14 protein-coding genes and 2 rRNA genes are annotated in these 18,788 nt (G+C 45.4%); 8 read left to right on the plus strand and 8 right to left on the minus strand.

The annotated features are described in order from the left end of the window. The 6 genes from ASC40_RS04145 to ASC40_RS04170 form a co-directional block, all read left to right on the plus strand. Positions 1 to 88, plus strand: a 23S ribosomal RNA gene (locus tag ASC40_RS04145); the annotation flags it as partial. A gap of 141 nt (positions 89 to 229) precedes the next feature. Then, a 5S ribosomal RNA gene (gene rrf, locus ASC40_RS04150) occupies positions 230 to 343 on the plus strand. 228 nt (positions 344 to 571) lie between these two features. After that, positions 572 to 2,014, plus strand: coding sequence for a hypothetical protein (locus ASC40_RS04155; RefSeq protein WP_055438538.1), 1,443 nt, complete (start codon positions 572 to 574; stop codon positions 2,012 to 2,014). A gap of 83 nt (positions 2,015 to 2,097) precedes the next feature. Then, positions 2,098 to 3,099 (plus strand): UDP-N-acetylmuramate dehydrogenase, encoded by a 1,002-nt coding sequence (gene murB / locus ASC40_RS04160; RefSeq protein ID WP_055438539.1) that lies wholly within the window; start codon positions 2,098 to 2,100, stop codon positions 3,097 to 3,099. Continuing rightward, positions 3,096 to 4,088, plus strand: coding sequence for a bifunctional biotin--[acetyl-CoA-carboxylase] ligase/biotin operon repressor BirA (gene birA / locus ASC40_RS04165; RefSeq protein ID WP_055438540.1), 993 nt, complete (start codon positions 3,096 to 3,098; stop codon positions 4,086 to 4,088). The genes murB and birA overlap by 4 nt, the downstream gene beginning before the upstream one ends. Further along, positions 4,078 to 4,830 (plus strand): type III pantothenate kinase, encoded by a 753-nt coding sequence (locus ASC40_RS04170; RefSeq protein WP_055438541.1) that lies wholly within the window; start codon positions 4,078 to 4,080, stop codon positions 4,828 to 4,830. Before birA ends, ASC40_RS04170 begins: the two co-directional genes overlap by 11 nt. A gap of 54 nt (positions 4,831 to 4,884) precedes the next feature. On the opposite strand, the gene nspC is transcribed toward ASC40_RS04170, so the two are convergent. The 6 genes from nspC to ASC40_RS04200 all read right to left on the minus strand — a co-directional run bounded on the left by nspC (position 4,885) and on the right by ASC40_RS04200 (position 13,630). Continuing rightward, positions 4,885 to 6,021, minus strand: a complete 1,137-nt coding sequence (gene nspC, locus ASC40_RS04175) for a carboxynorspermidine decarboxylase (RefSeq protein ID WP_055438542.1) — start codon at positions 6,019 to 6,021, stop codon at positions 4,885 to 4,887. A 4-nt stretch (positions 6,022 to 6,025) separates the two neighbouring features. Beyond that, a complete protein-coding gene (locus ASC40_RS04180) occupies positions 6,026 to 7,225 on the minus strand; it encodes a saccharopine dehydrogenase family protein (protein WP_055438543.1) in 1,200 nt (399 codons plus the stop codon). A 90-nt stretch (positions 7,226 to 7,315) separates the two neighbouring features. Next, on the minus strand, positions 7,316 to 9,229 hold the full coding sequence (locus ASC40_RS04185) for a tRNA(Met) cytidine acetyltransferase TmcA (protein ID WP_082432443.1): 1,914 nt from the start codon (positions 9,227 to 9,229) through the stop codon (positions 7,316 to 7,318). A gap of 3 nt (positions 9,230 to 9,232) precedes the next feature. Next, positions 9,233 to 10,651 (minus strand): sodium-dependent transporter, encoded by a 1,419-nt coding sequence (locus ASC40_RS04190; RefSeq protein ID WP_055438545.1) that lies wholly within the window; start codon positions 10,649 to 10,651, stop codon positions 9,233 to 9,235. Between the two features lie 142 nt (positions 10,652 to 10,793). Continuing rightward, positions 10,794 to 12,167 carry an aldehyde dehydrogenase family protein gene (locus ASC40_RS04195; RefSeq protein ID WP_055438546.1) on the minus strand — a complete coding sequence of 458 codons (1,374 nt, stop codon included), beginning with the start codon at positions 12,165 to 12,167 and terminating at the stop codon, positions 10,794 to 10,796. Beyond that, positions 12,164 to 13,630, minus strand: a complete 1,467-nt coding sequence (locus tag ASC40_RS04200) for an NAD-dependent succinate-semialdehyde dehydrogenase (RefSeq protein ID WP_055438547.1) — start codon at positions 13,628 to 13,630, stop codon at positions 12,164 to 12,166. Before ASC40_RS04200 ends, ASC40_RS04195 begins: the two co-directional genes overlap by 4 nt. Positions 13,631 to 13,951: 321 nt before the next feature. Here ASC40_RS04200 and ASC40_RS04205 point away from each other — a divergent pair, with 321 nt between their 5' ends. Then, the gene (locus tag ASC40_RS04205) at positions 13,952 to 15,778 is read left to right on the plus strand and encodes a DEAD/DEAH box helicase (protein WP_055438548.1); all 1,827 of its coding nucleotides are present in this window, start codon (positions 13,952 to 13,954) and stop codon (positions 15,776 to 15,778) included. Here ASC40_RS04205 and ASC40_RS04210 read toward each other — a convergent pair whose 3' ends face one another. Together ASC40_RS04210 and ASC40_RS04215 are read right to left on the minus strand one after the other, a co-directional pair. Continuing rightward, positions 15,779 to 16,312 carry a lipocalin family protein gene (locus ASC40_RS04210; RefSeq protein WP_055438549.1) on the minus strand — a complete coding sequence of 178 codons (534 nt, stop codon included), beginning with the start codon at positions 16,310 to 16,312 and terminating at the stop codon, positions 15,779 to 15,781. A gap of 12 nt (positions 16,313 to 16,324) precedes the next feature. Then, complete coding sequence (locus ASC40_RS04215; RefSeq protein ID WP_082432444.1) at positions 16,325 to 17,926, minus strand: cryptochrome/photolyase family protein; 1,602 nt, start codon at positions 17,924 to 17,926, stop codon at positions 16,325 to 16,327. 121 nt (positions 17,927 to 18,047) lie between these two features. On the opposite strand from ASC40_RS04215, the gene ASC40_RS04220 reads away from it, so the two are divergent. After that, a complete protein-coding gene (locus tag ASC40_RS04220) occupies positions 18,048 to 18,788 on the plus strand; it encodes a hypothetical protein (protein WP_055438550.1) in 741 nt (246 codons plus the stop codon).

An 18,788-nucleotide genomic window follows, 5' to 3' on the forward strand; every position in this document is an offset into this window, starting at 1 on the left:
TTGGAGACTACAACGTTGATAGGCGGGGTGTGGAAGCGTAGTAATGCGTTGAGCTAACCCGTACTAATTGCCCGTGAGGCTTAACCATACAACACCGAAAGTGTTTAGGGCTAATGTAGCCCGGCGTTTGACGCCGGGGACGCAAGTTCGAGCTTCTATTAAAATACGTTCCTGTAGGGTGCGCATTCATACGAACAATCAGCGCGTTTATATTGTTTAACAGTTTATGCCTGGCGGCCATAGCGAAGTGGAACCACCTGATCCATTCCGAACTCAGCAGTGAAACGCTTCAGCGCCGATGGTAGTGTGGGAGTTCCCATGTGAGAGTAGGACACCGCCAGGCTTTAATTACGACGAGACCCCGAGCTAATGCTCGGGGTTTTTTCGTTTTTGGCTTTGAAAAGAGCGTTGTTCGTTATTGGTACGCTGCGCTGTTCGTACGCTGCGCTGTTGGTCACGCCCTCCGCCCCACTAATATCTAATATCCAACAGCTAATATCGCTTTTGCTCTTCAATTGGCTTCGGTTTTGTTGTTAAATCGGTAGATAATAAAAATAGAAGGGCGGTAATCATGCTTTTTCGAGTGCTTGGAACACTACTATTGTTAGCTTTAATGAGTGGTTGCACTACAATGGCTGAGCGCTCAATGCTCGATCGAATACACGACAAAAAAGCTCAATTGTCACAAGTATGGATGGGCTACGATGCGGAGCAAAGACGGATTGGCTTCATCGATTCAGAAAAGTTCATCTACTTAAAGGCACATGAATTACCTAACAACGGTTTTGATGAAGTAGAGAAAGAACTCTGGAAAAGCGAGAAGGCATATGCTCAGTTTAATGGCCTTTTTCATATCAACGCTCAAATCACGCCAGAAATTAGAGCAACTATTGTTGAAGCAGGGGCTCGAAAAAACTATTTAGCGCTAAGCGCATTGATTCTTCATGAAGATTTTCATGGCTTTCAACGCGATTATTTTGTGGATAATAGGTCGGATACCCTGGCTTACGCTGATATCGGTGAACTTCCCCCATATGAAGTCTTTGCTGCAGTGCGGTTCGAACGTAGGCTATTGCAAAGCATATTAGAACGATTTGATGAAACTGATGTTCGTAATGAACTCATCACGTCTTATGTCGCGCACCGAAACGTACGGAATCAATTGATGCCCAAAAGCTTTTCAATAAATGAAAATGCAATTGAACGTTCAGAGGGCACTGCGACCTGGTTTGAATTTTATGCCATGAAAGCACTCGGTTTTTTAGACGATGTTGTGCCGGTATTGATTCGTCGATTACAATCCAGTAGCGAAGAAAGAGGCGGAGATTTATCTGCTCGCCTTTATTCTCAACGCTTATACGGAACTGGCGCTGCAATTAGCGAAATAGCGCATCGTTTAAATATTCCTGATTGGCAGCAAGCAATCGAACTTGGAAAGTCACCCTTTGATATTCTAAATGAGCACTATGCTGTTAGCTCTGAGAAAGCATTGCAGATTTATCAGGTCTTACAAACAAGCCAAGCGTATCGAAATGAATTGATAGTTTCAAAGCGCTTTGAGGTTCCGATAGCTCCCCTGCAACGTTTAAAAGACATAGCTGATGAATATGCGTTCAAAGTCACGTTTGAGCTCGATAATACTTCCAGTGATGAATTTGATTATGGTTTTGCAGCTAAACAACTTGTTAGCCTTCCTGAAGGCCTTTTACTCCCTAATATACATCGATTCAACGCCAGTTCAGATAATGTGAGAATTAGTGTTGAGGGTGAAAATGTTCTATTGCATAAAACAGGGAACCAGTCGTCTGAAGTTGGGGTAAACAGATCAACCTTTGCGTTATTTGTGAACACGATAAAAATCCATGACAAACCTTTGAGCTTGGGAAGCTACAGTGCTCGCGCAGAAGATATAGAAGTAGTAGGCTGCCATTTTGAAGGGGATGCAACGATACGTATTACTGTCGATAAAGCAGACGTCGGACTTTCAACAATTAAAAATGAATCTGGAGATTAATTGTTAGGTCTTGAAGTGAAGTTCTGATTTTCTGCTGCGATAATCTCGTTGGGTTTTGAAGCGAAGAGCCTTATAATTATTCGATGAATCAAACTTACTTTTCAACTGACCTCAAACCATTACATAGCTTCCGTTTGCACGGCAAAGCGCATGAAGTTATTTCGTTAAAGCATATCTCACAGCTAAGCACTTTGCCTCAACAGGCATACGTACTTGGGGAGGGTTCAAATACAATTTTTCTTGATGACTTTGCTCCTCCTATTGTAAAAGTTGAACTCAAAGGACTCTCGATAAAAGAGACAGAAATACATTGGAAGGTTAGTGTTGGTGCTGGGGAAAACTGGCATAATTTGGTATCTGAACTTCTAAATCGAGGTATTTTTGGATTTGAAAACTTAGCTTTGATTCCTGGAACTGTTGGCGCAGCACCAGTACAGAACATTGGTGCCTATGGCCGTGAAGTATCAGAGTTTATCGAGATTGTGTATGCATGGGATAGGCAAGCAAATCGATTAGTTGAATTCACGAAGCAACAATGTAACTTTGCCTATCGTGACAGTATTTTTAAAAAAGATGCTGGTCGATGGCTAATTGTGGAAGTTAAGTTTGCTATTCCTAAGCAATGGCAGCCTGAAGTGAGCTATGGCGAACTACGAGCGTTAGGCTCGCCCGTTACCGCGCAGCAAATATTTGATGAAGTAATCGCTACTCGACGCCGTAAGCTACCAGACCCAGAAGAAATCCCTAACGCCGGAAGCTTTTTTAAAAACCCAATAGTCACTGTGGCTGAACTGCAAGAGTTATTAAAAAAATATCCGAAAATGCCAAATTTTGATCTTGGTGATAACAAGGTTAAGCTCGCAGCCGGTTGGTTAATTGACAACCTTGGGCTAAAAGGTTTTAGTACTGGGCAAGCAGCGGTACATAAGAACCAAGCTTTAGTGTTAGTTAATTTAGGTGAGGCAACGGCGGCAGATTTGCTTTTGTTAGCTAGAACAATTCGCGGCAAAGTAATAGAAGCATATGGCGTAGAACTTGAAGCCGAAGTGCGCTTACTCGGTCGACAAGGATTAATCACATTATGAAGCAGCATCGTCGCGAAAGGGTCATTACAGTTATAGAACAACTTAGTGATGGCCAATTTCATTCAGGTGAAACTATCGGTGAGTTATTAGGGGTTTCGCGCACGGCGGTAAGTCAGTATATACAAGATGTGCAGAAGCTTGGTATCGATGTGTTTCGGGTCACCGGGAAAGGTTACCGTCTACAAAGTCCACTTCAACTTATTGACCTTTCACGCATACTGTCAGATAGCGCGGACACAAGTTACGCAGCCGATTCAATTGATGTTGAGCGGGTAGTTGGCTCAACCAATGACGTAATCAAGCAACGCATGCAACACCATGCTCTGCCCAATGGCTATACCGTTTTTGCTGAAGCTCAAACAGAGGGGCGTGGCCGTCGTGGAAAGCGCTGGATATCGCCATTTGGAGCTAATTTATACATGAGTATTTACTGGCGCTTAGACCAAGGTATGTCGGCAGCGATGGGGTTGAGTCTTGCGCTTGGTACTGCCGTGGCTCAGGTTCTTAGCGATTTCGGCGTGCCAAACGTCGAATTGAAGTGGCCCAATGATCTTCTTGTTGATGGAAAAAAGATTTCCGGCATTTTGGTTGAGCTCGAAGGGCAAGCGTTAGGTGTTGCGCATGCAATTATAGGTATTGGGGTTAATTTGACCATGCCTTCGCAATTACAACAAGAAATCGACCAGCCTTGGACGGATATCAGCCATTATCTAGGAACTCATTTTTCGCGAAACCAATTAGCTGCAATGCTACTGACCAAATGTCGTGAATGTTTAGCTGAATATGAGTTAACGGGGCTAACAAATTTTATCGCTCGTTGGCAGCAATTTGATCGATTACAAGGTCAGCCGGTGCGCATTATTATGGGAAATAGAGAAATTGATGGTATTGCCGCCGGTATTGATGATACTGGGGCAATTCTTGTGACCAGAAATGGCACTACCGAACGATATCATGCTGGAGAGGTAAGCCTACGACATGGCACATAAATTATTGATTGATGCAGGTAATACTCGGGTAAAAGCGGCTCTAATGGATACAGAAGGGCATTTGGAACCATGGTTTAATGCTGATTATGAAGAATTAAATCATCATCCAATTACTATGGAGCTCGACGGCGTTTGGGTTGCTGTTGTAAGCGGTCAACAACAGAACGATAAGTTAGCAGCTTGGCTTTCAGCACATCAACAAAACAAGGTGTTTCGAGTAGAGTCGGAGAAGGCGGCTTTCGGTGTAACAAATGCTTATGAGAAGCCAACAAATCTTGGTGTTGATCGATGGTTAGCAATGGTTGGAGCTTATGACGAACAGCCAAAAGCGGCTGTGATTATAGATGCAGGTACTGCTATTACAGTCGACTGGATAGACGAACAGGGCCATCACCTAGGTGGATGGATTGCCCCAGGCGTCGAGCTTATGAAAAATTCAGTAACGCAACGCGCACCACATGTTTTTGATGATAGCCATGAGCAGTGGGGAAAGGCCCAACAATTAGGGCAAAGCACACCAGACTGTTTACTCAATGGTTGTGTGAACACTTTTGTCGGCCTTGTTCGCCAGGCTATGGCTGTATCTGAGACAGAATTGGATTGGTTTGATTATCGGATTTTATTAAGTGGTGGTTCTATTCCACTATTGCCGGTAGACATTAAGCGGCGCGGTGAAATTCGGACAGAACTCGTATTACAGGGGCTTGCCTGTTATGCCCGACAAGAAAAAAGCACAGCGTAAGGCTGTGCTTTTTCATTTCGGGTACAATGTACAATATAGAACTGAGTCCTAAGCTTAAGATAAGCGACCTCGAAAATCTTCGTAACTAAATTTACGAATAAGATCAAAAGTACCATCACGTCGCAAAATACCAATACTTGGGTGTTCAACGCCATTAAAGAATGAAGTTTTGACCATTGTATAATGCATCATATCTTCAAAAATAACGCGGTCTCCAGGTTTTAGCGGCTCTGCAAAACTATATAGACCAATAACGTCTCCGGCTAAACATGAGTTACCGCCTAGCTTATACGTATGAGGCAAAACCCCTGGCTCGCGAGCGCCTGTAATTGTCGGACGGTATGGCATCTCAAGCACGTCTGGCATATGGGCTGTGGCGGAAATATCCAGTAAAGCAATCTGCCCTTCGTTTTCGATGATATCCACAACTTCGGCAACCAATGGGCCTGTTTGCCAAGCAACGGCAGAACCCGGCTCCAAGATAACTTGTAGATTATAAGTTTCTTGCAAGCGCTTGAGTTGAGAAATTAAATGTTCCACATCATAACCCTGACGCGTCATAAGGTGGCCGCCACCAAGGTTGAGCCATTTCATTTGGTGTAATAGGTCGCCAAACTTGCTTTCTACAGCTTCTAATGTGCGTTCGAGTGCATAGGAGTCGCATTCACACAGATTATGAACGTGAAGCCCTTCAATGCCGGTTAAATCGACGCCGCTCAATTCGGCGGCGCGAATACCTAAGCGTGAACCAGGAGCACTCGGGTCATATAACTCGGTTTCAGCTTCTTGATGTTCTGGGTTAACCCTTAAACCAGCTGAAACTCCTGCAGTTAAAGTTTGCTCTCGGTACTTTTGCCACTGCGAGAGGCTATTGAAAGATATGTGGTGCACAATTGGTAATAATGCGTCGATATCGGTTTGCTTATATGCCGGAGCGTAGGCATGTACTTCGCGTCCAAATTCCTCAGCCGCTAACCGAGCCTCCCACACTGAGCTTGCGGTACAGCCGCGTAAATATTCTCGCACTAAAGGAAAGGTGCTCCACATAGAGAAACCCTTTAGCGCTAAAATAATATGGGCGCCACTTTCGTCTTGAACGCGCTTCATTAACTGTAAGTTACGCTCAAGCGCAGCCTCGTCACAAACGTAACAAGGCGATGGAACTGCGCTGTTTAAGTATGGATTTGCCATTTTTTTATCGCTTAAAAGGTGATTCAGTTTCGACCACTTTCCAAGGTAAACCGTATTGGTTTAAACGGTTCATGAATTCGTCTGGGTCAAATTGTTCCATATTCCAAACGCCTGGCTTCATCCAGTGCCCTTGAAGCATCATTGAAGCTGCAATCATGGCTGGTACCCCGGTGGTGTAAGACACTGCCTGAGCGCCAACTTCGGCATTACATACGGCGTGATCACAATTGTTGTAGATGAAAATGGTTTTTTCTTTGCCATCTTTCATACCAGTCACGTAAGTACCAATACAGGTCATGCCGGTATAGCCTTCAGCAAGTGAACCTGGATTCGGTAATACCGCTTTCAGAAATTCTAATGGCACGATTTTTTTGCCTTGGAATTCCACCGGTTGAATTGAAGTCATACCGACATTTTCAAGAACGCGAAGGTGCGTTAAATATTGCTCGCCGAAGGTCATCCAGAAACGTGCACGCTTCAATGTTGGGAAGTGCTTCACTAACGACTCTAGCTCTTCGTGGAATAACAAATAAGAAGCGCGAACACCGACACCTGGATAATCTAGGTCTTCGCGAACACTAATTGGGTCAGTTTCGTGCCATTCGCCATTTTCCCAGAACTTACCGCGCTGAGTAATCTCGCGAATATTGATTTCTGGGTTGAAGTTGGTGGCAAAAGCTTGGCCGTGATCGCCACCGTTACAGTCAACGATGTCGAGATAGTGAACTTCGTCAAAGTAATGTTTTGCTGCGTAAGCAGTAAATACGTTTGTCACGCCAGGGTCAAAGCCTGCACCTAGCAGAGCCATGATGCCTTTTTCTTTAAATTTGTCTTGGTAAGCCCACTGCCATGAGTATTCAAATTTAGCTTCGTCTTTTGGCTCGTAGTTAGCAGTATCAAGGTAGTGTACGCCGGTTTCTAAACAGGCATCCATAATAGGTAAATCTTGATAAGGCAAAGCAACGTTTATCACCAAGCTTGGCTCAACCTTGCGAATAAGTTCTGCAACTTCACTTGCGTTGTCTGCGTCTACAGAATAAACACCGACAACGCGGTCTTTGCCTGCTTCTTCTTGTAACTTTTCACATTTTGAAACTGTGCGGCTCGCCAAATGAATCTCAGAAAAATACTCTGGCAACATGGCACATTTCTTGACAACAACGCCGGCAACGCCGCCAGCACCAATAATTAATACTCGAGACATGGATAAACCCTTTTACTTTGGGAACTTAAAGGCTAAACAATAGCATACAAATGCTTTTTCAGCATATTTTGGTGCGGTATTTTACAGTGATTAACGTGTAAGTTCGAGGTATTCACGAGCTATTTGGCGCAACTGATTTTGCATGGTTTGTTGGCTGCTATAACCATAGCGTTGGGTAAGGCGTGCAAGATCTTCGGTTGCACTTAGAATTTGGCCTGGAATGGTTAATCCAGCAGTTTGTATGGGCATTTTCATGTCGCAAACGCTCCAAGCGAACTGAGCCTCAGTGAAGGGTAAATTACCATACGCGAAACCAGTGAGAATTCCTCGCGCTAATTTATGAATGTTGCTTGTAACGGCTACGGTAATATGGCGCTTCCAATCAAGTTCAGCATGAGCATATTCGTGAAGTGTTTTGACAAGCTCCTTACTATTTGAAGAAAATCCAAACGCAACAATTGCGTTTGGGTATCCGCTAGCCATGTTTAGCTTACGGCCCATTCGAATTAATTTGTAAGGGGTTTGAGACCAGAAATCGAGTACCTCAGGGCTAGCCCCAAAGCTCGAGCCGAGAGATTCAACTTTTGCCTCTTTGGCAATTTGGTTCAGGCGTTCTAGCAGGTTTAAACCTATCCCCTGGCGTCGCACACTATTGTGAACAGCAATTCGAGTGACGCGCCACCAGCACCAATTCAATACGTTTTGTTGTTGCAGATAGAAAGCAATGGCTTGGGGTAAAATATGACCATTAAGACGCCGTTTGCCTATTCGAATGTCTTCGTGCAATGAAGGTGGAAGCTCGCCTTCTATGGAATACCAAATGACGCCCACAAGAGTTTGTTGGCGCCTAGCAATTACAAGTCGTTGCTGATTATCATCCAACAGTAGGCGCAGATCATTTGGGCTACTTTGGTAGTGCGCTTCTAACAACAGTGTAATAACTGCTGCTAAATCGCTTTCGTTCAGCTCACTGGCGTGAAGGTGCTCATAAGTTAACGCTAAATTGGAATCAAACTGTAACAGGCTTTTATTATCGGAGCTTACTTGCATTAGCAGCAAATCGTTTAGCCAAGGCTCACAGGTGTCTTGTGCTGACCAGCGCACGGGCAGCGAAAGCTCATGCACTTTACAAATTCTTTGTTGTTGCACCCAGTCCAAGAAGCGCACTGCAAAGCCTCGACCACAGCCTTCGTAACCGTCGACGGTACTGGCTATTGCCCACACCGTAAACCGTTGAACTAATTGTTGCAGCACATGCATAGGCACGGCCGCGGCCTCATCAATAATAATACGTACACTTTGATCGGGGTATTCAGTCAATAACTTGTCCCATGGGACAAACCGTACTGAGCTTGCTGCATGCTCAAGTAATGTATACACCGAAGATGGCTTTGGCCCAGTAACAACAAGTTCTCGACCTCGGTAATGGCGAATCCAGGCTTGGCAGGCTAAGCCGAGCGTTGTACTTTTACCACGCCCACGATCAGCCATCAGCAGATGACAAGTCCCAGGCAAGTCGATCATGCTATCCACAATCGCCTTTTGGCTGGCTAAAGGTACACTAGGAGCATCATCTGGTAGCAAATGGCTTGCTAAAATTTGGCGAGTTAATTGTTTGAGATCGCTGTCAGGACGAATGATCTCAATGCGCTCGTAATTGGCTGTGCTCGAAATTATTCGTTGTTTGAAAGGTGTATCTTCGGTTGGTAAAAACACAAACAATATGCCACCACCGTTAACTGTTCCGGCTAGCGCAGCTAACGCGTCCGCGTGAATCACGTTGGCAAAATCGAGTAAAACAAAGTTATTATTCGAACCCAAATAATCTCGATAGCGGTGCACTGGAATCGCTTTATCGTCGTGATCAGATAGGTACAGGGTATTCTCATCGTTAGCGAAGATGGCATGTTTATGATATTGCAACCACGCTGGTGGGCCGTCGAACAAAAAGACCGCTCGTACTCGAGCAGTTTTTAAATGATGAGTAATTCGTCGTAGGCCCATAAGTTATAAAAACGAGTAGCCAAAAAATTTCGTTAGTACGGTATTAGTAAAGATCACTGCAAGAATTAATGGAATAAAAGTTCCAATAGCAAAACTAACGTACTTTTCTAACCAAGACGTTTGGTAATTTGCATTGCCTTCACTTAGCTCAGCAGTTAATTGTGCACGTTTCCAACGGAAGCGAACGAAGAGACAAATAAGCAACCCATTAAGCGGCAAAATGGTATCGTAAAATACGTCATAGATGACATCAAATACCGATTTGCTCGAACCTGCATAGTTTGTGAATTCGCTGAATAACGGTACCAAACCAAAAGAAGTTGCGGCTATTAACGTCAATACCGTTAGTGCGATACCCATATAAACAAGAGCTTGCTTGCGAGAGATATTTTTCTTTTCCATGAGTGACGACGTTGGTACTTCAATAATTGAAACCAGTGAGGTGATTGCAGCTACAAAAGCCAATAGGAAGAATATTGTTGCCGCCACACTGGCTGCGGCATAACCAATGGATTCTGAGAGGGCTAAAAAGATATTTGGAAAGAAAGAAAATATCATACTAACCGAAGAGTCACTTAATGACTCTGGATTAGTTTCTGGGTATATCGCAAAAATAGCAGGTAATGTCATTAAGCCTGCGATAAAGGCAACAGCTGTATCGGTAACTGCAACTAACTTACCTGACGTGACGATATCGTCACTGCGGCGGAAATAAGAACCATAAGTAATCAAAATACCCATGCCCAGCGACAACGAAAAGAAGGCTTGAGCCAAGGCTCCATTAATGACAGAGCCATTTATTTTGCTAAAGTCTGGTACTAAATAAAATTCGACGCCTGCCCAAGCGTTATCGAGTGTCAGCACGAAGGTGACGAGTAGCACTAGCATCAAGAATAATGTCGGCATTAATATTTTTGAAGCTCGTTCAATACCTTTGCGCACGCCACCAATCAGAATAAAATTAATGATAATAGTGACACCAACCAAGTACGCCACGAAGTTATAGTCGTTAACAAACTGGCCAAAGTATTCGGGGGTTGCTAGTTGGTCTAGGTTGCCAGCAAAAGACTGAATGAGATAACCAAAAATCCAAACGGTAATCACCATATAAAATACGGCAATCATAAATGGCGTAATAGTGGCTAGCCACCCGGCCATTCGCCAGCGCTTTAAACCTTGCCCTAGTTCAGCGTAGGCGCGATAGGGACTATGTTGGGCGCGTCGACCTAGGCCCATTTCGGCGAGCATAACGGGTAAACATATGAATAATACAAATGCAGCGTAGATGAGTAAGAATGCTCCGCCGCCGTTTTTTGTTGCGGCAACAGGGAAGCCGACCAAATTGCCTATACCAACTGCGGAACCGGCTGCTGCTAAAATAAAACCAATTTTTGAGCTGAAATGCTCGCGCTGTGCGCTCATAGGTAACCCTTGCGTTTCGTTATTATAGTGATTAGCAAATTGGCCAATCCTAGCGCAAGCGCTACATGCGAGCAAGTGATGCAGGGCAGTGAAGAAGACCAATCGCGCTTAAAACGCGACTGGTCCAATCAATTAAGCATTGTTACGAGAACCAACGAAGAAGCTTCTGCTTGAACGGGGTGTATGGCGGGTAACGAAAATTTGGATCCATTTTAAATGGTCGTGTCATTACCGACTTTAAATGACTAAATGTTTCAAAACCAAAGCGGCCGTGATATCGCCCCATACCGCTTGGACCAACGCCACCGAACGGTAACTCAGGGTTGAGCATAAACATTAAGGTATCATTATTGCATTGATTGCCTGCGTGGGTTTGCTCGGTAAGTTGCTGCAAGGCGCGCTGAGAACAACTAAAGCCATAAAGCGCAAGTGGCTTGTCACGCTCACGAATAAAGCTTACGGCACTGGCAAGATTCTTAATTTTTAAAACGGGTAAAATAGGACCAAATATTTCGTCTTGCATGACGTCGCTTTGCTCATCAACTTCGGTTAATACCGTTGGTGCAATGAAGCGCCCTCGCATATCATGTTGCCCGCCCGCTGCAATAGTTCCGTTATCTAGGTAACTGACTAAGCGCTCACAGTGTTGTTGATTGACAATACGGCCGTAGTCTTCAGAGGTGCTTGGGTCGGAACCAAAAAACTCATTGATCGCGGTTTTTAAAGCGCTAACAAGTTGGTCATGTACATTTTCGTGCACCAAAACATAGTCTGGTGCTATGCACGTTTGACCTGCGTTGAGCCATTTGCCCCAAGCAATGCGTCTTGCCGCTACGGATATGTCGGCGTCTTCGAGCACGACAGCTGGGCTTTTACCTCCAAGTTCCAACGTGACTGGTGTTAAAAACTCGGCTGCGGCTTTCATGACAATACGGCCGACACGGCCACCACCAGTGTACAAAATATGGTCAAAACGTTGCTGCAATAATTGGGTAGCAACCGCAGCATCGCCGGTGACCACCTGAACCGTTTCGGCAGATAAGTAGTCGGGGAGTAGGCGTTCGAGTAATTCGGCTGTTTTCGGTGCAAGTTCTGACGGTTTAACGACCACACAATTGCCAGCAGCTAAAGCTGCTACCATTGGGCTTAGTAATAACTGAAGTGGATAATTCCACGCGCCTATCACTAACACCACACCTAATGGCTCAGGATAACGGTAGCTACGCCCTGGCCAAGCCATTAGCGGTTGGCTGACACGTTGTGGGCGCATCCATTTTTTAAGGTGCTTAACGGTGTGTTTTATATCGCTATGCAAATAGCCCAACTCGGTTAACCAACCTTCGGCGGTTGACTTTCCAAGATCAGCATTTAATGCGCTCAGCAGTGCCGCCTCATGCTCATTAAGTAGTTGTTGCAGCTGTTTCAACTGGTTGATACGCCACGAAGCAGGGCGTGTTAAACCGCTGTCATAGGTGGCGCGCAAGCGTTGCACCGAGGATGCGATAGTTGTACTCATGAAAAGCCACCTAAGGTTATATTTTTGGTTTCTTGATATTCGGCCAAGCCATAGCGAGAGCCTTCACGACCTATGCCTGATTCTTTCACGCCACCAAATGCATTGTAAGCATGTGAAATGGCGCCAGAATTAATGCCTAACATACCACAGTCTAATTGTTCGCTGACGCGCTGAATACGTCGATAGTCTTGCGCACAAAAGTAGCCGGCCAAACCAAATGGTGTGGCGTTCGCTTGCTCAATGCCCTGCGCTTCATCGGCGAAGCGCTGGATAGCAATGACTGGGCCAAATATTTCTTCCTGCGCAATGCGCATGGAGGCGTTTACGTCGACAATTATGGTTGGCGCGTAAAACAACTCGCCGAGTTCAGTTAATACACGACCACCTTCGAGCACTGTAGCACCGTTTTGTTGAGCATCTTTGATAAGGTCGTTCACTTTATCAATGGCGTCTTGATTGATTAGAGGGCCGTAATCAACTTCTTCGGCGTCGCCAGCGGCTACCTTTAATGATTTGAGTTTGCCTTGCAGTTGCTCAACAAACTTATCGTGCACCGCGTCTTGAACGAGCACTCGGTTAGCACTGATGCAGGTTTGCCCGGCATTGCGAAACTTGCAAACCAACAGTTCTTGCACAGCAAGTTCAATATCGGCATCGTCGAACACAATAAAAGGAGCGTTGCCGCCAAGCTCTAACGAAACTTTCTTCATCGTGCCTGCGCACTGCTCCATAAGAGCCTTACCCACAGCGGTAGACCCCGTGAAGGTAAATTTACGCACTTTAGGGTGACTTGTGAAAACCTCGCCAACTGCTTTTGATTGTGTGGAGGGTACAATGTTAATCACACCATCTGGAATACCAACTTCACTGGCAAGCTGTGCCAGAGCCAAAGCTGATAGGGGCGTCAATTGTGGTGGCTTGACTACAATCGTACAGCCCGCGGCTAAGGCTGGTGCAACTTTACGAGTGATCATGGCGTTAGGAAAGTTCCAGGGGGTAATTGCGGCGCAGACACCTACGGGTTGTTTTATAATCCAACTACGCTTGTCATTTGCATTAACCGGTAGGATATCGCCATAAGACCGTTCGGCTTCGCCGGCAAACCAGTCGACAAAACTTGCGCCATATTCAATTTCGCCAACAGCTTCAGCAATCGGCTTGCCTTGTTCAAGACTCATTAATTCACCAAGTGCCTGTTTATTGTCAAGCATGGCTTGATACCACTTGCGCAACAAGTCGGCGCGTTGCTTCGCCGTTTTCTTTCCCCACATTGGCAGCGCTTTGTGAGCGGCCTCAATAGCGCGTTCAGCTAATGTCGCATCGCCGTCGGCCACTTCTGCAAGTACGTCTTGGTTAGCTGGGTTGGTCACCGCAAAACGATGTTCGCTAGGAACCCAATGCCCATCAATAAAGGCATTAGTTTGAATAAGCGAGCGCAGCGTGTGAGTCGGATGGGTTGGCATAAACGTTCCCCTTGGTTTGAGCTCATAAATCAATCATCTCGATTTATGCGCTTTATGTGTTTTGAGAATTCTCGTTCTCGAATATGTACTTAGAGTATTGTGGTTATACGCAAGAACTTCAATGGTAGATTACCTTGCTATTATTTAACATTTAGCGTATAGTTCGCGGCCTCAGGGTCATTACCGCTATTGATGGGAGCGGCTTTACCCCTGAATTTGCTGGGGTAAACAGCGCCTAATTTCCTGCCAGAGTGTTCATCGTGTTCTGTAGCTGGGCCTATACCCCCTTATATATGCTTTACAGAAACATGTGAGAAAAATATGTCTGAAGTAATGACTGGCCAATCGTTTGCCGATTTGGCCCTGCCTGCTGTTGTGCTTAAACAGCTAGAAAAAATGAATTTCACCCAACCAACTCCAATTCAATTGCAAGCCATTCCAGCTTTGCTTAACGGTAAAAACGTGCTTGGTGAAGCGCAAACCGGTACTGGTAAAACAGCTGCTTTTGGTTTGCCTGGCCTTGCCGCGATTGATGCTAAAGAGCGTAGCACGCAAATGTTGGTGGTTGCGCCAACACGTGAACTTGCCATTCAGGTAGCTGAAGCTGTCACTGAGTTTGGCCAGCAAATGCGTGGTTTAGAAGTGGCAACAGTTTATGGTGGTTCTGCGTTTGGTCCTCAAATTAAAGCCTTGCGCGGTGGCGCTCAGGTTGTTGTGGGTACGCCAGGACGTTTGCTTGATCTGTTGAAAAAAGGCGTTCTGAACTTAGCTTCATTGCGCTTAGCTGTGCTTGATGAAGCCGATGAAATGCTAAACATGGGCTTTATTGAAGATATCGAAACCATTATGGCAGCGGTGCCAAATACGGCTCAACGTGCGTTATTCTCTGCCACAATGCCGCCAGCGATTCGTAAGTTAGCCAAAACATTTTTGGTCAATGAAGCCGGTGAACAGCCACTTAACATTCAAATTGCCGCGCTTGAAAAAGCGAAAGCAACCATTCGCCAGCGTGCATGGTTAGTGCGTGGTTTAAACAAAATGCAGGCGCTAACTCGCTTGTTAGAAACCCTTGAATATCAACGTGTCCTTATTTTTGTACGTACTCGTTCAGACACCATGGATGTGACCGAGCAGTTGCAGGCGTCTGGCTTTAAAGCGTCGCCATTAAGTGGTGACTTGAACCAAGCCCAGCGTGAGCAAACTGTTGCCCAATTGCGTAGCGGTCGTATTGAAATCTTAGTTGCTACAGACGTGGTTGCGCGTGGTCTTGATGTACCTGAAATTACACACGTTGTGAATTATGACCTACCAGGTGATAGCGAGTCTTATGTACACCGCATTGGTCGTACTGGCCGTGCTGGGCGTAGTGGTGAAGCTATTTTGTTTTACCGTAATAAAGAAAAACATTTGTTGCGCACCTATGAGCGTTTAACCAATGGAACCATTGAATTCTTTGAAGTGCCAAATGCCAAAGAATTAAGCGCGCATCGTCAACAGAAATTACAGCAGCAACTGGTTGATACCGTGGCTGGTGGTGAATTTGCTGAGTTGAACGCGATTATTGCAAAAATGCAGGCTGATACTGGCTTATCAGCAGAGCAAATTGCTGCTGCATTGTTGGCGCAACAAAACTCACAGCGTCCGTTGATTGTTGCTGATGACCCAGCACCGCGTAAATTTGAAGAGCGTGCAGATCGTCGTGGTAAACGCGATGCGCGCGACGGTCGCGATAGCCGCGATGGTCGAGAGAAACGTAATTCACGTGATCGTCGTGACGCAAATGTTGAATTTGATACATACAAAATCAAAGTTGGTCGTGAGCACGGCGCTCGCCCACAAGATATTGTTGGTGCTATTGCAAACGAAGGTGATATTGATAGCCGCTTTATTGGCCAGATTCAGTTATTTGATGGTCATAGCTTGGTGGAATTACCAAAAGGTATGCCGACCAATGTGCTTCGTGTTTTACAGCGTGCGCGTGTTCGTCAACAGCAGATGGACATGGAACTTGCAAGTGGTGAGCAGATTACTCGCCGTCCACGTCCACCAGCTGGTGAGCGTCCAGCATTTAAAGGCGCGCAGCGCCGCCCTGAGCGAAGCCCTCGTGGTGCAGCTCAAGGCGAACGTCGTTCGCGTCGCCCGCAGTAACTAATTTGAACCGGCCGTATGATCAACACGAATCATACGGTCGGTTTCAAATCCCCAAGCCTTTGCTTTCGCTTTAATCTCTTCAATAGTTTCTTCTGCAATAGTCGGTGTTCTAGCAAGTAGCCAGAAATAGTCATGGCTATCGCTGGTGACTACTGATACTTGGTAATTACCTTGCTCATCTGTTTGTAACCAACTTACATAATAACCGCCGTCAAATGGCCAAAAGAAAGTAACTCGGTACATCGCATTATCTACGGGCACGGCGTGGCCGATGGCTGTTTGCCATTCACCATCAGCAACGTGATAACCGCGATTGGTTACCTCAATGCTGTTGTCTGCGTTTAAGCGGTATTCAGCGGAAACACTTTCAAGCCCGTCCTCAAATGAATGAGGAAGGCGTAGTATTTCATACCACTTGCCTAAGTAACGTTGCGCCTCAAAGTCGTTAACAACTGGTGCAACAGGCGTTGGTGTGCTGCTGCATGCGCCTAGTGTAAAGGCCCACGCTAAAACCCATATAAGTTTTTTCATAAGGTTGGTTCCCTAAAGCTTGTTGACATTTTCGATGTAAAATTTTGCTTGGGTGCGCAATGACTTTTTCTCAGATTCCGAACGCTGTTCCCATTGTTTAGTCATCAGAGCCATACGCGGATTGGTTTTTAATTTGTTAAAGTGCTGATCAATAAAGTTCCAGTATAGGCTATTAAACGGACAGGCACGCTCGCCTACCTTTTTGTCCACTTGATATGCGCAAGACTGGCAGTAATTGGACATTTTATTGATATAACTGCCGCTGGAAATATACGGTTTGGTTGCTAAAATGCCGCCATCTGCAAATTGGCTCATACCGCGCGTGTTAGGCAACTCTACCCATTCAATAGCATCATTATAAATACCCAAATACCAGCTATCGACAGTCGTGGGATTAACGCCCAATAGCAAGGCGAAATTTCCAGTGACCATTAGCCGTTGGATGTGATGCGCATAAGCAAATTCCAATGACTGTTTAACTGTATGCGAAAGACACGCCATTTGCGTTGCGCCGGTCCAATAAAAATCAGGCAGGGTATTGCTGTTATCAAAAAAGTTGAACTCTGCATAGGTTGGCATGCGCTGCCAATAAATTGCACGTATGAATTCACGCCAGCCGATAATTTGCCGGATAAAGCCTTCAATTTGCGCTCGATCTATAACGTCTTGGTGTTGTTGCCAGTAGCTTAAAGCGCGTTCGACCACCTCTCGCGGCGAGAGCATCTTGGTATTTAATGAAAATGAAATTCGCGCATGGTAGAGCGCCCAAAAGTCGGTATGCATGGCGTCTTGAAAACGTCCAAAATTTGGTAGTAAATATTGGATAAAGTAATCAAGTAATTGTCTTGATTCCGCACGGTTTATTGGCCAAAGGTAATTTTTTGCATCAACTGTACCTATGGTTTTGACCTGTTGTCGAGCAAGCATGGCAGCGAGTTCACTCACGTCGTGACCAAAGCAAAGTGGCGCGGGCGGAGTTTGCTCTTTGGGTAATTTATTACGATTTTCTTTGTCATAATTCCATTTACCGCCAAGCGGTTTGCCGCCGCGCATTAGATACCCCGTTGATTTGCGCATTCGGCGGTAAAAGGTCTCCATAACCACCTGTTTTTGCTGCCCAAACCAATCATCTAACACGCTTCGTTGGCAGAGAAAATGTTCAGTATCAAACCACTCAACCGCAATTGATTGCGCCGCCGAAAAATCTTGTAACTGTTTGTCTAGCCGATATTCGTCAGGTTGTTGTATCGAGAACTTTTCGAGCTGCGGCAATACTGTTGAGAGTGCTGTTAAATTACCGGTTATGTCTTGTTGGTTGCGCTTAGCATCTAGCGTGAAATAAAACACCTGATGGCCAGCGCTTGCTAATGCCTGAGCAAACTGCCGCATGGCCGCAAAAAAGCCGATAACTTTTTGAATATGGTGGGTGACATAGTCAGTTTCTTGTCTAATTTCCATGAGTACAAACAGGCGCTTTGTGTTCACGGCTTTGAACCAACTATGGCTAGCATTGAGTTGGTCGCCAAGTATCAACGCAACCTCAGAAATAGCTAGGTCGGCTAGTGCTGATAAATCAGTATGGCAGCGAGAAATATCGCCTACGGGTGTCGTCATAAGTTAAGATTTAGCTAAGTTGTCCGCTATAATAGCTAATTACGTGTTTTCACGTGGCGAGATCACCTAAAATTTGGCATTATGCAGCGTTAGATAGATAAACCTTCTAGGTAGGATACACATGCAACCAGTAAATATTATTTGTATTAAATGGGGCAAGAAATACGGCTCTGACTATGTGAACACTTTGTACTCAATGGTAAGCCGTAATATTTCGATTCCTTACCGCTTTGTGTGTTTTACAGATGACGCCGAAGGCATTCGCGACGAAGTTGAAGTGAAGCCAATTCCTGAAATTGGTTTTGAAGATTTTGACCAACGTAAGCCGTGGACATTTGCGCATGGTTGGTTGAAGTTAACCTGCTTTGCAGACCCTTTGTATGATTTGCAAGGGCAAACGTTATTCCTTGATCTTGATATCGTTATTGTTGGTAGCTTGGACGAGTTCTTTGAGCCTGAAGGTGACTTCTTAGTTATTAAAGAATGGGACAAGTCAGATGCGACCGGCAATACGTCGGTATTTCGCTTTAACATTGGCGCCCATGTTGATGCGCTTGAGCACCTTAAGGCTGACCCTGTGGGCTCACGCAAAGATGTACGCAACGAACAAGAGTTTATTACCCAGTTCGTTGCTCGCCAAGGCAAATTAAAATATTGGCCAGCACAGTGGTGTCGTAGCTTCAAGCGTCATTGTTTACGTCCATTCCCGTTAAGCTTCTTCCAACAGCCGCGTATTCCAGAAGGCGCGAAAGTAATTATTTTCCACGGGCGGCCGCATCCTGACGACGCAATGGCGGGGCGCAGTGGTAAATGGTATCGCAAAGTGTTACCAACCACGTGGATTAAAGAGTACTGGCGCTAA

Source organism: Pseudidiomarina woesei (assembly GCF_001418345.1).
In the GTDB taxonomy this organism is placed as follows: Bacteria; Pseudomonadota; Gammaproteobacteria; order Enterobacterales; family Alteromonadaceae; genus Pseudidiomarina; species Pseudidiomarina woesei.